We start from the raw sequence: 13,942 nt of genomic DNA on the forward strand, positions 1-13,942 counted from the left end.
AATAGAACATTTCCTATGACTAAACCGAGGCTTGTTTTCGGGGGGCTGTACCTTGATTTTGAGCTTTGATGAATATGATAATAGGATTGATTTAACAAAAATTTATATGTTTGAAAACACTCCTTTAGAGCACCTTTCTTTTTAAAGTCTTGATCTATAAGTTTATCGTAGAAGAAGGATGCCTTTTTTTCTAAATAAATATAAAAGACAGTTTGTTTTTTTAGTTATTAAATAATACTTTTGATTCTCAGAAACGAAAATAATTTCATTTTGATATTAAAGAAAGTAACTTAAAACCCAAATACACATATGAGTTATCTTAAATTTGACAAAACAGTAATGATAAACCTGGAAGAGTCGCTGACTCGTGAGGTGCTTCGAACCAACCGTTTGGGAGCCTATCACTGCACTACTGTTGTTGATTGTAATACCAGGAAATACCACGGACTACTCGTTATGCCTGTGCCTGCGATTGATGATGACAACCATGTGTTACTGTCTTCTTTTGATGAGACGGTAATTCAACATGGTGCCGAATTTAATCTTGGGTTGCATAAATATGCAGGTGATAATTTCAGTCCCAAGGGACATAAGTACATCCGCGAGTATAGCTCAGAGACAGTACCTCGTACGCTTTACCGTGTAGGAGGTGTGATCTTCTCGAAAGAGAAAGTGTTTTCCATGTACGAGAATCGTATCATGATCAAGTACACGTTGGAAGATGCTCATTCCGCTACGACCTTACGTTTCCGTCCTTTCCTCGCTTTCCGTAGTGTGAAGAACTTAACGCAAGCCAATGGTAACGTGAACCAATCTTACGAGGAAGTCACAAACGGAATCAAGACATGTATGTATCCCGGTTATCCGGAACTGTATATGCAATTTAACAAGAAAGTTAAATTTGTGTATGAGCCGTATTGGTACAATGGCATCGAGTATCCGAAAGAACAAGAGAGGGGATATCCTTATCAGGAGGATTTGTATGTTCCCGGATATTTCGAGGTCCCTATCAAAAAAGGTGAGACTATTATTTTCAGCGCTGGCGATAGTGCAGTGGCAACTACCCGCTTGAAGGCACTGTATGAGAATGAGGTCGTAGCTCGTACGCCTCGTACTAGCTTCTTCAATTGCTTGAAGAATTCCGCTCAGCAATTTTATTTTCGTCCCAAGGAAGACGACGCTTATCTATTAGCGGGCTATCCATGGTTTAAAGTACGTGCGAGAGATTTGTTCGTAGCTCTTCCGGGTAGTACGTTGTCTATCGATGATCCGGTTCGTTTTGAGAAGATCATGCATACGGCGATGCCGGCGATGCGGGCGTATATGGAGAATGGGCGTTTCGATGCGGTGATTCGTGAGATCGAGCATCCGGATGTCTTTTTATGGGCGATCTGGGCGATCCAACAGTATGCTAAACATGAGGGCGTTGAAAAGGCACGTGAGCTATACGGCGATTTCGTGAAAGAGGTTATCGATTATATACGGGACCAGAAACATCCCGATATGAAATTGATGGAGAATGGTTTACTTTTCGCTAATGGAAAAGATAAGGCGATTACTTGGATGAATTCTACCGTAAACGGAAAACCTGTCGTAACTCGTTCCGGTTATATAGTGGAATTTAACGCTCTTTGGTATAATGCTCTTTGTTTCTATACGGAATTGATGGGGGGAGTACCTGTCGAGGGTATTGATCCGATTATCAAGTCGATGGATAAATCGTTCCCGGAAACCTTTGTGAACGGGTATAATTATTTGTTCGATTCCGTGAATGGTTCTACGGTAGATTGGAGCGTACGGCCTAATATGATTTTCGCTGTGGCATTGCCTTATTCCCCATTGACGAGGATGCAGAAACGTGCCGTGGTGGATATCGTGACGAAAGAGTTGCTTACCCCGAAGGGCTTGCGTTCCTTGAGTCCGAAGAGCGAAGGATATCGCCCGTATTATGTGGGGCCGCAATATGAACGAGATTTGGCTTATCACCAAGGTACTGCTTGGCCGTGGTTGTTAGGCGCCTATTTGGAAGCTTATTTGCGTGTATTCGGAAAGAGTGGCGTTGCTTTTGCTGAACGTATGTTGATAAGCTTGGAGGAGGAGATGTCATTACACTGTATCGGGACGATCCCGGAATTGTTTGATGGTAACCCACCGTTTACCGGACGTGGAGCTGTCTCTTTTGCGATGAATGTTGCGGCTATCCTCCGTGTTGTGGATTTGTTGAAGAAGTATAACGCCGAATAAAACTAAGTACCATTATGAAAGCATTAATGTTTGGATGGGAATTTCCTCCTCATATCTTGGGCGGTTTAGGAACGGCCAGTTTCGGTTTGACACGAGGCATGGCAATGCAGCCCGATATGGATATTACTTTTTGTATACCGAAGCCCTGGGGCGATGAAGACCAGAGCTTTCTAAAGATAGTGGGTGTCAACCAAGTTCCGATTGTTTGGAAGGATGTTGACCGTGAATATGTGCAGCAACGGGTTTCCAAAGCAGGAATGAACGCTGACCAGTATTATAAGTACAGGGATCATATTTATGCGGATTTCAGTTATCGTCATGTGACTGATTTAGGGTGCCTTGAGTTTTCCGGACGTTATCCGGATAATCTTCTGGAAGAGATCAATAACTATTCGATCGTTGCGGGAGTAATCGCTCGTACGGAAGAGTATGATATCATCCATGCGCACGACTGGTTGACTTATCCGGCGGGTATTCACGCTAAAAATGTGAGTGGTAAGCCTTTGGTCATCCATGTTCATGCTACGGATTACGATCGTAGTCGCGGTAATGTGAATCCGGATGTCTATGCGATTGAGAAGAATGGTATGGACAATGCAGACCATATCATAACGGTGAGTAATTTGACTCGTCAGACGGTGATTGAGAAATATCATCAAGATCCCTCTAAGGTAACGACCGTACATAACGCCGTAGAGCCTTTAAGTCTTGAGATTTTAGCGATCCCAGATAAAAAGGGTGTAAAGGATAAGGTTATTACATTCTTAGGTCGTATCACGATGCAGAAAGGGCCGGAATATTTCGTTGAGGCTGCCGCAAAGGTTTTGGCTAAGGCTCCTTATGCACGTTTCGTGATGGCTGGTAGTGGTGATATGATGGATCAAATGATTCGTTTGGCTGCGGCACGTAATATTTCAGATCGTTTCCACTTTACTGGATTTATGAAGGGTAAGCAGGTCTATGAGGTGTTGAAAGCCAGTGATGTATATGTGATGCCTTCGGTTTCCGAGCCTTTTGGTATCTCTCCGTTGGAAGCCATGCAATGTGGTGTACCCTCTATCATTTCTAAACAATCCGGTTGCGCCGAGATCTTGGATTATGCGATTAAGGTGGATTATTGGGATATTGAGGCGTTAGCGGATGCCATGTATTCTATTATTACTTATCCTGCCATGCATGAGTTCTTGAAAGTGGAAGGTAAGAAAGAGGTGGATAATATCAAATGGGAGTATGCCGGACAAAAGGTTCGTCGTATTTACGACAATGTGATAGGTAACAAATAAATTAACGACAAGACAAAAATAAAACAAACAATATTATGAAAACGATCTGCTTTTATTTTCAAATACATCAGCCGTTCCGTTTAAAAAGATATCGCTTCTTCGATATAGGTAACGACCATTACTATTACGATGATTTCCAGAATGAGGAGATTATCCATCGTATAGCTGAACAATGTTACTTGCCGGCAAACCGGACTATTTTGGAGATGATTAAGACCAGTGGTGGTAAGTTTAAGGTAGCGTTCTCTATTTCCGGCGTAGCGTTGGAGCAGATGGAGATTTATACTCCGGAAGTGATCGATAGCTTTAAGGAATTGGCGGCTACGGGGAATGTGGAATTCTTGTCTGAGACTTATGCTCATTCTCTTTCTTCCTTGGGAGATCCGGAGGAGTTCAAGCATCAAGTAAAGAAACAAGAAGATAAGATCAAGACTTTATTCGGGGTTAAACCGAAAGTGTTCCGTAATACGGAGTTGATTTACTCGGATGATATTTCCGCTATGGTTTCTGAGATGGGCTATAAGGGGATGTTGACGGAGGGTGCTAAGCATATCTTAGGTTGGAAGAGTCCGAACTATATGTATTCTTCTTGCGTAGCTCCGAAGTTGAGTTTATTATTGAAGAATGACCGTTTCAGCGAGGATTTATCGAACCGTTTCAGTGATTATAGTTGGAATGAGTATCCTTTGACAGCCGATAAGTATATGTCATGGATCGCTGCTACTCCGGATTCAGAGCAAATCATTAATTTGTTTATGAATTATGAGGTGCTGGGATCTTTGCATCCAGCTTCAACCGGTATTTTTGAGTTCTTCAAGGCTTTGCCTCGCTTTGCCGCAGATAAGGGTATTAGTTTCTCTACTCCATCGGAAGTATTTACATTGATCAAGCCGGTAGATTCTATCTCCGTTCCTTATCCGATCTCTTGGGTAGATGAGGAGAGAGATTGTAGTTCTTGGTTAGGAAATGTATTGCAGCAGGAAGCATTCCGTAAGATTAACGAGATCGGTGAGCGTGTTCGTTTGTCTCAGACTCGTCGTATCCGTCAGGACTGGTACTATCTGCAGAGCAGTGACCATTTCTATTATATGAGTACAAAGCATATGGGACAGGGAGGCTTTAGCCCTTACGATAATCCGTATGACGCATTTAATAACTATATGAATGTTCTTTCCGATTTCATTGTTCGTGTGAATGCGGAATTCCCGGAAAACATAGAGAATGAGGAATTGAATTCATTGCTTTCTACGATTAAGAATCAAGGAGAGGAGATCGAGAGTCTACAGAAAGAATTAGATAAATTAAAAAAGAAGGCGGCGAAGAAATAAGTCGTTAATTGATTTGACTAGACTATTTTTGGAGAGTGACGGGTCCTTTAGGGGGCCCGTTATTTTTTGCTTTGGAACAGTGCATAAAAAAAGCGAGATGTTCTTCTTCTCGCTTTTTTTGTATGAATACTTTTTATTATCTGGCATATTTACATGAAGTGATACCGATTTTCATTACTTCTTCATCTTTCCGTATTTTTACTCCTGAAGGGGCCAAATAGTTCGTGATTGCGGTTGTGATTGTTTGTACGCTACCATAATTGTTACTTTGGGTATAAGTCCAATCAACCGGTATGATAAGTAACGCCATATCTTTATCCGGATCTTTCTCTATCTGATATTTCAATAAATTGGCGAGATTCGGGAAAGAGTAAGTGCGAGTCGTCTCATTGTAAGCTTCCGATAAAAACGAGGTTACATTATTGTTTATCTGGTTGCCCTCAAAGAAACTTTTTACCGAATCCTCTGGCAATATTAATAGATAAGGAGGAGGAGCCAATGCATATTGCCAATCTTCTTGCGGCATCGCTTTTAACTCGAGTGGTAAATTATTCACGATACGCTCTTTCATGATCGGAGTGATTTCCTTTGTCGGAAGAACAATGCGTGTACAAACGCCGGCAGGAGTCTTAAAGAATGCATAGCTGTCGTTCGGTTGTAGCAATTGACTCATATCCGTATTTTTGAAACGACTTAGCTGAATAACCTCTTTAGTGACGGAGAAAGCTTCCCACGTGGTTATTAAAGAGTCTTTTCCTGCTGTGCTTTTAACCGCATAATTATAATATATCTTAAGGACAGAGCTAGCCACGGACAATATATTACCACTACCGAAGGTAGTTGTTACATAAAGCCCCGGGAAAAACTCATTGAAAGTTTCTTGATTCTTGAATGTACCCGGATTATTAATCGTTTCATCATAAAATTTTTGTCCGAACTCAGTAGGCATTTTAATGCTTACATGAGGGCTGTAACCATCAGAGTTTCTAAGGGAGTCGGATATACTTGTGTTATAAGCTGTATAAGCTTGAGCACCCATTGACTCTTGCATATTGCAATATTGCTTAGGGTCAATATTTGTATAAAAATTCTTTTGTAATGGACTTGTAATTTTAAAGATCTCCGCACGCATAGGCGCCAAGGAGTCTCCTACCCATACACCGTTTTTATTGGAACCATTATAATATATATTGAATTCCACCGAATCAATTTTTCCCTCATAAGGTGTATGCGCAAATTGAAAATCACTCGGACAATAGAATTGGCACATATAATCCGATACAAGGTTACCATACAGCGGATCGTAGAGTTCACCCAACTGGGCGCTAGTAGACCTTGCGTAAATAGAATCTAATTGCACCGTAGTGGCTTGTATCTGGAACGTGTCCATATATACTGCAATTGTATCGTCGCCTGGCTGAATACTTGTTCCTATCGAACTAAAATCATCATTACACCCGGCCAAAATGCTAGCACCAAGGCCAAGTCCAAGTATTAAAAGCTTGATTTTCATTACTACATTTATTATTTCGTGTTAGAATCCAATACCACGTCGTAGAACTTATTGAACTCGTCCATATAAGTTTCCGGTGACTGATAGGGAAGGAAAGGAGTATCTTTCTTGGCAGAGATATAATCAAGGACTTCTTGATTGATCGTCTCGCTACCTTGGATTACACCATCAGCGAAATCAATCGCTAATTTGGTTAAGGCCACAAAACTTGTATCTGCCTTGATTAACTTCAAGTCAGCTTCTTTGGCTCCGTCCGCCTTCAGTTTTGTCGCGAAATCTTTGTTTAGCGGGTTCTTGAAGTCATCGTTGTAGATCGAATAAACGATTTTCGCGTTACGCAGGCACGGGTCATCGGCATACATTCTCTTGATGTAAAGAGCCGTTAACGCTGACATCCAGCCATGGCAATGGATTACATCAGGAATCCAACGCAATTTTTTTACGGTTTCCAATACTCCGCGTACATAGAAGATCGAACGATCGTCATTATCTTCATACTCATTTCCATTCTCATCGCTGACCGTGGATTTCCGTTGGAAGAAATCCTCGTTGTCAATAAAGTAAACCTGCATCCGGGCCGATTGAATGGATGCTACCTTAATGATCAGAGGATGGTCCGTGTCGTCAATAATAAGATTCATACCAGACAGACGGATAACCTCGTGCAACTGATTGCGGCGCTCGTTGATATTTCCGAATTTTGGCATGAATGTCCTGATTTCGCGACCACGCTCCTGAATTCCTTGCGGCAAATTTCTACATATTGTCGCGATCTCGGATTCGGGAAGGTAGGGAGTGATTTCTTGGGCTATAAACAAGATTTTTTTTGCATCCATTCTGTAAACTAGTTTTATAAAGACGCTACAAAGATACGAAAAATCTTTTATTTACGGTAATTATTTAGTTGCTTTGCACCGTCAATTAAGCATCTATCTGATGAAAATAGTAAATAGTATTAAAGATTTGAAGGCTTATCTTGCTGAGGCAAAGCAGGATAATAAGAAAATTGGCTTTGTTCCTACCATGGGAGCACTGCATAATGGACATCTTAGCTTGGTACAACATTGCGTGAAAAACAATGATGTATGTGTAGTCAGTGTTTTTGTAAATCCAACCCAATTTAATGACAAACACGACTTGGAAACGTATCCCCGTACGTTGGAGGCTGATTGTGTGTTATTAGAATCTGCCGGCTGTGACTATGTATTCGCTCCCTCTGTAGAAGAGATGTATCCGGAGCCAGATACCCGTACGTTTGATTTGGGAACGGTATCTGAGGTAATGGAAGGCGCTAAGCGTCCGGGGCATTTTAACGGTGTAGCGCAGGTGGTAAGTAAATTGTTCTATATCGTGGAGCCGGATAACGCTTATTTCGGAGAAAAGGATTTCCAGCAGATCGCTGTGATCCGGGCGATGGTGAAACAATTGAATATCCCTGTAACGATCAATGCTTGTCCGATCGTTCGTGAGGGCGATGGCTTGGCCTTGAGTAGCCGGAATACCCGTTTGACACCGGAACAACGTCAAAAAGCTCCGTTAATTGCTCGTACGTTAAAAGAAAGTACTACCTTTGTGCCCGGAAAAAGCGTACAAGAAGTGATTGACTATGTTGTCAATACGATTAATAGCGATCCTGTCATGGAAGTTGAGTATTACGAGATCGTAGATGGCAATACGTTAGAGTCTATCAAGAACTGGTCGGATACCGATTATCCGGTAGGTTGCATCACGGTATATTGCGGAGAGGTACGTTTGATCGACAATATCAAATACTAATTATAAGTCATACATGTTTATAGAGGTAGTAAAGTCAAAAATTCACCGGGTAACGGTAACGGAAGCTAACTTAAACTATATCGGTAGCATCACTATCGACGAGGATTTGTTGGACGCCGCTAATTTGATCGCGAACGAGAAGGTCTCGATCGTGAATAATAATAACGGAGAACGTTTTGAGACGTATATTATCAAGGGCGAACGTGGCTCGGGAGTGGTTTGCTTGAACGGAGCGGCTGCCCGTAAGGCTCAACCCGGAGATATTATAATCGTTATGTCGTATGCCATGATGGATTTCGAGGAGGCGAAAACATTCAAGCCTTCCGTGGTATTTCCCGATACGGCGACAAATAAGTTGATATAGCAGACGCTAGGCTTTGTAGAGATCTCTAATCATAAGAAAAGCTCGTCGGGATGCGGCGGGCTTTTTTTATCTTCATAAATTTAAGTAATAAGCGAGTTATGTACACGAACAGGAATATATGGAATGTTAGCTACCCGATCTTTTTGAGCTTGTTGGCGCAAAACGTGATAAACGTGACTGATACGGCTTTTCTAGGTAGGGTTGGTGAAGTCGAGTTGGGGGCTTCCGCTATGGGAGGACTTTATTATATCTGCGCTTTTACGATCGCCTTTGGTTTTAGTACGGGATCTCAAATCATGATTGGCCGTAGAAACGGAGAGGGACGTTATGACCAGATAGGGCCTGTCATGATACAAGGCGTTTTCTTCCTATTGTCGCTGGCTGCTATATTGTTCTTGTTTTCTCGTTTTTTTGCGGGAGACGTGATGCGTGTATTGATTTCTTCGGACGCTATCTTGAATGCCACGGAGGAATTTTTGGATTGGCGTGTGTTTGGCTTCTTCTTCTCTTTCGTGAACGTGATGTTCCGGGCTCTTTTTATAGGTATTACCCGTACAAAGGTGTTGACATTGAACGCTGTCTTGATGGCAATGACGAATGTCTTACTGGATTATCTTTTGATTTTCGGACATGCCGGATTCCCAAAGATGGGTATTCAAGGGGCGGCTATCGCTTCCGTCATAGCCGAGGCGGTATCGATTCTCTTTTTCGTGGTTTACACGAGACTTACCGTAGATATACGTAAATATGCGCTTAACCAGATTCGTTCTTTCGATTTTGGCTTGTTGAAACGGGTGCTGGATATTTCTGTGTTCACGATGCTGCAATATTTCTTGTCTATCGCTACTTGGTTTATGTTCTTTATCGCTGTGGAGCATTTGGGGCAACGGGAGTTGGCGGTGGCGAATATCGTACGTAGTATTTACGTCGTGATGTTGATTCCCGTTAATTCCTTGGCGACCACGACAAACACGTTCGTGAGTAATAGTATCGGGGCGGGAGCGATCAATCAAGTTATACCGACTATCTGGAAGATCTGTAAGTTATCGTTGGGCATTATGGTCGTGTTTGCCGCTATTGTCAGTTTGATGCCGGGATGGGTCGTGTCTGTTTATACGAATGACGCTTCATTAGTGGCGGCCTCGGTTCCATCCGTCTACGTGATTGTCGGTTCTTTATTGATCGGATCGGTAGCTAATGTGGCGTTCAACGGGGTGTCGGGTACGGGAAATACACGTTCTGCGCTTTTTATGGAAGCGGCGGTATTGATTCTGTATGTGCTTTTTGTATATGTCGCGGGGATACGTTTGCGTTTGTCGGTAGCCGTATGCTTCTTGACAGAGGCTATTTACTATAGTGGATTGCTCGTCGCTAGCGTAATCTATTTAAAGAAAGCCTCTTGGCAAAATAAGAGAATATAAGTATATGAGGGGAAAAAAACACGTACGTCTTTTTTCGAAAACACGTACGTGAATTCTGAAAAACATGTACGTGTTTTTTTGAACTGTGAATATTGGGAAATTGTTCGTATTTTTGTATTGTAATCAAATAAGAAAGGTAACTCATGTCCACGAAGCAATGTGAAGATATGTTGGTAGGAAAAGGAGTACGGCCTACTGCCGCACGGATCCTTGTCTTGCAAAAATTATCAGAACGAACCAGCCCGGCTTCCCTGTTCGAATTGGAGGCGGAGTTGGAGACGTTGGATAAATCGACCATTTCCCGTTCATTGGCCTTGTTATTGGAACATCATGCGATCCATTCTTTCGAAGATGGTAGTGGCTCTATAAAATATGAGATATGCCAGAGCCGTTCGGAGACATGCCCAGTGGGTGATAGGCATATTCATTTTTTCTGCGAGGTATGCCGTAAAACCTCTTGTTTAAATAATATCAAGATCCCGGTCGCTCAATTGCCGGAAGGATATATAATGGATACCATTAATTATACGGTAAAGGGTGTTTGCCCATTGTGTAATAAGCGACGTTTTCAGAAACCCTGATAATTTGCAATCAAGTTGCAACTCCCTTCTCTTACCTTTGTACCGTAATCAAGAAGTAAATAATTAAAATAGATAAGATTATGAGTACAACATGTGGATGTGAACATTGCCATTCGCACGGAAGTTCCGGTTTATGGATGCCGACGGTTTCTTTCGTTTTGTTGGTGATAGGACTTATCGGGAAGTACTCGGGGATAAGTTGGTTTGCTGAGTCTTGGATAGAGGCTATTTGGTTTCTGGTCGCTTTTTTGCCGGTAGGACTTCCTGTTATGCGAGAAGCTTGGGAAGCGGCTTTGCGGAAAGACTTTTTTAGTGAGTTCTCGTTAATGGCGATCGCCTCGATCGGGGCGTTTTGTATTGGGGAGTATCCCGAGGCCGTAGCCGTGATGCTTTTCTATACGGTAGGAGAGAGGTTGCAACTTCTAGCCGTGAATAAAGCTTCGAAGAATATCAGTGACTTATTAGATGTCCGGCCGGAACGAACGGATGTATGGCGGACGGGTACATATATGAATGTATCTCCGAAGGATGTGAAAGTAGGCGAGCGGATCGAGGTGAAGCCCGGCGGACGTGTGCCTTTGGATGGCGTTTTATTGGAAGCCGAGGCACAGTTCGATACTTCGGCATTAACTGGGGAAAGTATGCCTCGTTCTATCTGTGAGGGTGAGGAGGTGCTTGCCGGAATGATTGCGCAGGGACAGGCGGTACGTATACAAGTGAATCGGCCGTACGAGCAAAGTGCCTTGGCCCGTATTTTGGCTTTGGTGAAAGATGCCTCGGAGCGGAAAGCGCCGGCGGAATTGTTTATTCGGCGTTTCGCACGGATTTATACCCCAATCGTGATTCTTCTGTCGTTTCTAATCGTGTCGGTTCCAGCCTTGGTAGGGATGGTGACGCCTTCTTTCCAGTATGTTTTCTTGGATTGGTTATATAGGGGATTGGTTTTCTTGGTTATTTCTTGTCCTTGTGCCTTGGTTATAAGTGTTCCGCTCGGGTATTTCGGTGGTATAGGCGCCGCTTCTCGTGCCGGGATATTATTTAAGGGCGGTAATTATTTAGATGCGATCACACGGGTAAATACGGTAGCGTTCGATAAGACCGGTACATTGACTACCGGGCGTTTTGAGGTCACAACGGTGGAAAGCACGGAGATCCCGGTTTCTGATCTTTTGAGTATTTTGTTATCAGTAGAGCGGAAAAGTACCCATCCGGTAGCGCAGGCTGTAGTTCGCTATGCGGAAAAACAAGATAGCGTGCCGATGGAAATCACTGACATGCGGGAATTGGCAGGGCATGGTGTCGAGGCTATCGTGAACGGTCGGCAGGTGCTTGTCGGTAACATTCGTTTATTGGCCGAACGTGATATTCCTGTCCCGAAGGAATTATCCGATAGTGTTTCTACCGTGGTGGTTTGTGCGATCGATGGGAAATATGCGGGGCATCTTCTCCTTTCGGATACCTTGAAGAAGGATGCCGTGGATGCGATTCGTCGGTTAAAGGATCTGGATGTTAAAGATATTTGCTTGTTGTCCGGGGATAAGCAAGAGATCGTGAATCAATTCGCTGAGCGTTTGGGTGTCGATAAAGCGTATGGTAATCTGCTGCCGGAGGATAAAGCCGCTTATATAGAGCGATTAACGGCGGAGCCGGATAAGTCGGTTGCCTTTGTGGGCGATGGGATGAACGATGCGCCGGTACTGGCTTTAAGTGATGTCGGTATTGCGATGGGTGGATTGGGATCGGATGCGGCCATCGAGAGCGCGGACGTGGTTATCCAAACGGACCAGCCCTCTAAAGTAGCGGAAGCTATTTCTATCGGACGTGCTACCCGGAATATCGTCCGTCAGAATATCGTGGGATCTATTGGCGTGAAGGTGATAGTCCTTGTGGCGGGAGCCTTCGGTTTTGCCACGCTTTGGGAAGCTGTTTTCGCGGATGTAGGCGTATCTTTGCTGGCGGTTCTTAATTCGATCCGTATACTAAAACGTTGAGAAGTGAAGAATTTCGAGATCGCTTTCATCGCATACTCATCTCTTTTTCGTACCTTTGCCCCTTAATCCAGTAGAAAATAATATAAATACACATACGAATTATGTTTGAGAACTTAAGCGAAAGGTTAGACAGATCGTTTAAACTGTTGAAGGGCGAAGGCAAGATTACCGAGATCAATGTGGCGGAAACATTGAAGGATGTGCGTAAAGCGTTGTTGGATGCCGACGTCAATTATAAGGTTGCCAAGAGTTTTACGGATACGGTAAAAGAGAAGGCTTTAGGACAGAACGTGCTTACATCGGTTAAGCCTAGTCAGTTGATGGTTAAGATTGTTCACGATGAGTTGGCCAGCTTGATGGGAGGTACGGCAGTCGACGTGAATTTGCAGGGAAATCCCGCCATTATATTGATGTCCGGTTTGCAAGGTTCGGGTAAGACTACTTTCACTGGTAAACTAGCGTCTTTATTAAAGACCAAGAAAAATAAGAAACCATTATTAGCCGCTTGCGACGTGTATCGTCCGGCAGCTATCGAGCAGTTGCGTGTAGTCGGAGAGCAGGTAGGTGTTCCGGTATACATGGAATTGGAGAATAAGAATCCGGTGGAGATCGCTATGAACGCTATCCGCGAGGCACGGGCTAAAGGCAATGACGTCGTGATCGTGGATACCGCCGGTCGTTTGGCTATCGATGAGCAGATGATGAACGAGATCGCCGCTATCAAGAGCGCTATCCAGCCGGATGAGACCTTGTTCGTGGTAGATGCCATGACGGGTCAGGATGCCGTGAATACCGCGAGGGAATTTAATGAGCGGCTGAACTTCGACGGCGTCGTACTTACGAAGTTGGATGGTGATACCCGTGGTGGTGCCGCTTTGTCGATCCGTACGGTTGTTGATAAGCCGATTAAGTTTGTCGGTACGGGCGAGAAGATGGATGCCTTGGATATTTTCCACCCTGAACGTATGGCGGATCGAATCTTAGGCATGGGTGATATCGTGTCTTTGGTGGAACGTGCGCAAGAGCAATATGACGAGGAAGAAGCGAAACGTTTGCAGAAGAAGATCGCTAAGAACCAGTTCGATTTTAACGACTTTATCTCCCAGATCCAACAGATCAAGAAGATGGGTAACTTGAAAGAGTTGGCATCCATGATCCCGGGTGTAGGAAAGGCATTGAAAGATGTGGATATCGATGATAACGCGTTCAAGAGTATCGAGGCTATCATTTATTCGATGACTCCGGATGAGCGCAGCAACCCGGCTATCTTGAATGGCTCACGCCGTCAGCGTATCGCTAAAGGTAGCGGTACGAGCATCCAAGAGGTGAACAAGCTGATCAAGCAATTTGATGAGACCCGTAAGATGATGCGTATGCTTACTTCCGCGAAGTCGGGTAAGATGAAGCTACCTTCGATGAAGCCTTCGTTCAGACGTTAATT

Annotated in this window: 11 protein-coding genes; 9 read left to right on the forward strand and 2 right to left on the reverse strand. The window is 43.6% G+C overall.

Annotated features, from left to right (window positions below; translation table 11 throughout):
- Positions 1-309 precede the first annotated feature (309 nt).
- From DWX33_RS15160 to DWX33_RS15170, 3 genes are read left to right on the forward strand one after another with little or no spacing between them, the layout of a single operon-like run.
- Entirely contained in the window at positions 310-2,244 is a 1,935-nt protein-coding gene (locus DWX33_RS15160) for a glycogen debranching enzyme N-terminal domain-containing protein (RefSeq protein ID WP_005861612.1), read from the forward strand.
- 14 nt (positions 2,245-2,258) lie between these two features.
- On the forward strand, positions 2,259-3,527 hold the full coding sequence (locus tag DWX33_RS15165; RefSeq protein ID WP_122380620.1) for a glycosyltransferase: 1,269 nt from the start codon (positions 2,259-2,261) through the stop codon (positions 3,525-3,527).
- Between the two features lie 35 nt (positions 3,528-3,562).
- A complete protein-coding gene (locus DWX33_RS15170) occupies positions 3,563-4,855 on the forward strand; it encodes a glycoside hydrolase family 57 protein (RefSeq protein WP_005861616.1) in 1,293 nt (430 codons plus the stop codon).
- 136 nt (positions 4,856-4,991) lie between these two features.
- On the opposite strand, the gene DWX33_RS15175 is transcribed toward DWX33_RS15170, so the two are convergent.
- Positions 4,992-6,368: a DUF4270 domain-containing protein gene (locus DWX33_RS15175; protein WP_005865853.1), complete on the reverse strand. Its 1,377-nt coding sequence runs from the start codon at positions 6,366-6,368 to the stop codon at positions 4,992-4,994.
- 11 nt (positions 6,369-6,379) lie between these two features.
- Positions 6,380-7,204, reverse strand: a complete 825-nt coding sequence (locus DWX33_RS15180) for a glycogen/starch synthase (protein ID WP_005865855.1) — start codon at positions 7,202-7,204, stop codon at positions 6,380-6,382.
- 100 nt (positions 7,205-7,304) lie between these two features.
- Here DWX33_RS15180 and panC point away from each other — a divergent pair, with 100 nt between their 5' ends.
- The 6 genes from panC to ffh all read left to right on the forward strand — a co-directional run bounded on the left by panC (position 7,305) and on the right by ffh (position 13,940).
- The gene (gene panC / locus DWX33_RS15185) at positions 7,305-8,144 is read left to right on the forward strand and encodes a pantoate--beta-alanine ligase (protein WP_005861622.1); all 840 of its coding nucleotides are present in this window, start codon (positions 7,305-7,307) and stop codon (positions 8,142-8,144) included.
- Positions 8,145-8,157: 13 nt separating this feature from the next.
- On the forward strand, positions 8,158-8,508 hold the full coding sequence (panD, locus tag DWX33_RS15190; protein WP_005861624.1) for an aspartate 1-decarboxylase: 351 nt from the start codon (positions 8,158-8,160) through the stop codon (positions 8,506-8,508).
- A gap of 98 nt (positions 8,509-8,606) precedes the next feature.
- A complete protein-coding gene (locus DWX33_RS15195) occupies positions 8,607-9,929 on the forward strand; it encodes an MATE family efflux transporter (RefSeq protein ID WP_122380621.1) in 1,323 nt (440 codons plus the stop codon).
- Positions 9,930-10,072: 143 nt separating this feature from the next.
- A complete protein-coding gene (locus tag DWX33_RS15200) occupies positions 10,073-10,510 on the forward strand; it encodes a Fur family transcriptional regulator (protein WP_005865860.1) in 438 nt (145 codons plus the stop codon).
- Positions 10,511-10,590: 80 nt separating this feature from the next.
- Positions 10,591-12,501 (forward strand): heavy metal translocating P-type ATPase, encoded by a 1,911-nt coding sequence (locus tag DWX33_RS15205; RefSeq protein WP_048928018.1) that lies wholly within the window; start codon positions 10,591-10,593, stop codon positions 12,499-12,501.
- 101 nt (positions 12,502-12,602) lie between these two features.
- A complete protein-coding gene (gene ffh / locus DWX33_RS15210; protein ID WP_005861632.1) occupies positions 12,603-13,940 on the forward strand; it encodes a signal recognition particle protein in 1,338 nt (445 codons plus the stop codon).
- Positions 13,941-13,942: the final 2 nt, after the last annotated feature.

It is taken from the genome of Parabacteroides sp. AF19-14 (assembly GCF_003635485.1).
In the GTDB taxonomy this organism is placed as follows: domain Bacteria; phylum Bacteroidota; class Bacteroidia; order Bacteroidales; family Tannerellaceae; genus Parabacteroides; species Parabacteroides distasonis.

Excerpts from the sequence above, each read along its gene's own strand:
- DWX33_RS15160 (WP_005861612.1), top strand. The coding sequence starts at position 310 with ATGAGTTATCTTAAATTTGACAAAACAGTAATGATAAACCTGGAAGAG.
- DWX33_RS15165 (WP_122380620.1), top strand. The coding sequence starts at position 2,259 with ATGAAAGCATTAATGTTTGGATGGGAATTTCCTCCTCATATCTTGGGC.
- DWX33_RS15170 (WP_005861616.1), top strand. The coding sequence starts at position 3,563 with ATGAAAACGATCTGCTTTTATTTTCAAATACATCAGCCGTTCCGTTTA.
- DWX33_RS15175 (WP_005865853.1), bottom strand. The coding sequence starts at position 6,368 with ATGAAAATCAAGCTTTTAATACTTGGACTTGGCCTTGGTGCTAGCATT.
- DWX33_RS15180 (WP_005865855.1), bottom strand. The coding sequence starts at position 7,204 with ATGGATGCAAAAAAAATCTTGTTTATAGCCCAAGAAATCACTCCCTAC.
- panC (WP_005861622.1), top strand. The coding sequence starts at position 7,305 with ATGAAAATAGTAAATAGTATTAAAGATTTGAAGGCTTATCTTGCTGAG.
- panD (WP_005861624.1), top strand. The coding sequence starts at position 8,158 with ATGTTTATAGAGGTAGTAAAGTCAAAAATTCACCGGGTAACGGTAACG.
- DWX33_RS15195 (WP_122380621.1), top strand. The coding sequence starts at position 8,607 with ATGTACACGAACAGGAATATATGGAATGTTAGCTACCCGATCTTTTTG.
- DWX33_RS15200 (WP_005865860.1), top strand. The coding sequence starts at position 10,073 with ATGTCCACGAAGCAATGTGAAGATATGTTGGTAGGAAAAGGAGTACGG.
- DWX33_RS15205 (WP_048928018.1), top strand. The coding sequence starts at position 10,591 with ATGAGTACAACATGTGGATGTGAACATTGCCATTCGCACGGAAGTTCC.
- ffh (WP_005861632.1), top strand. The coding sequence starts at position 12,603 with ATGTTTGAGAACTTAAGCGAAAGGTTAGACAGATCGTTTAAACTGTTG.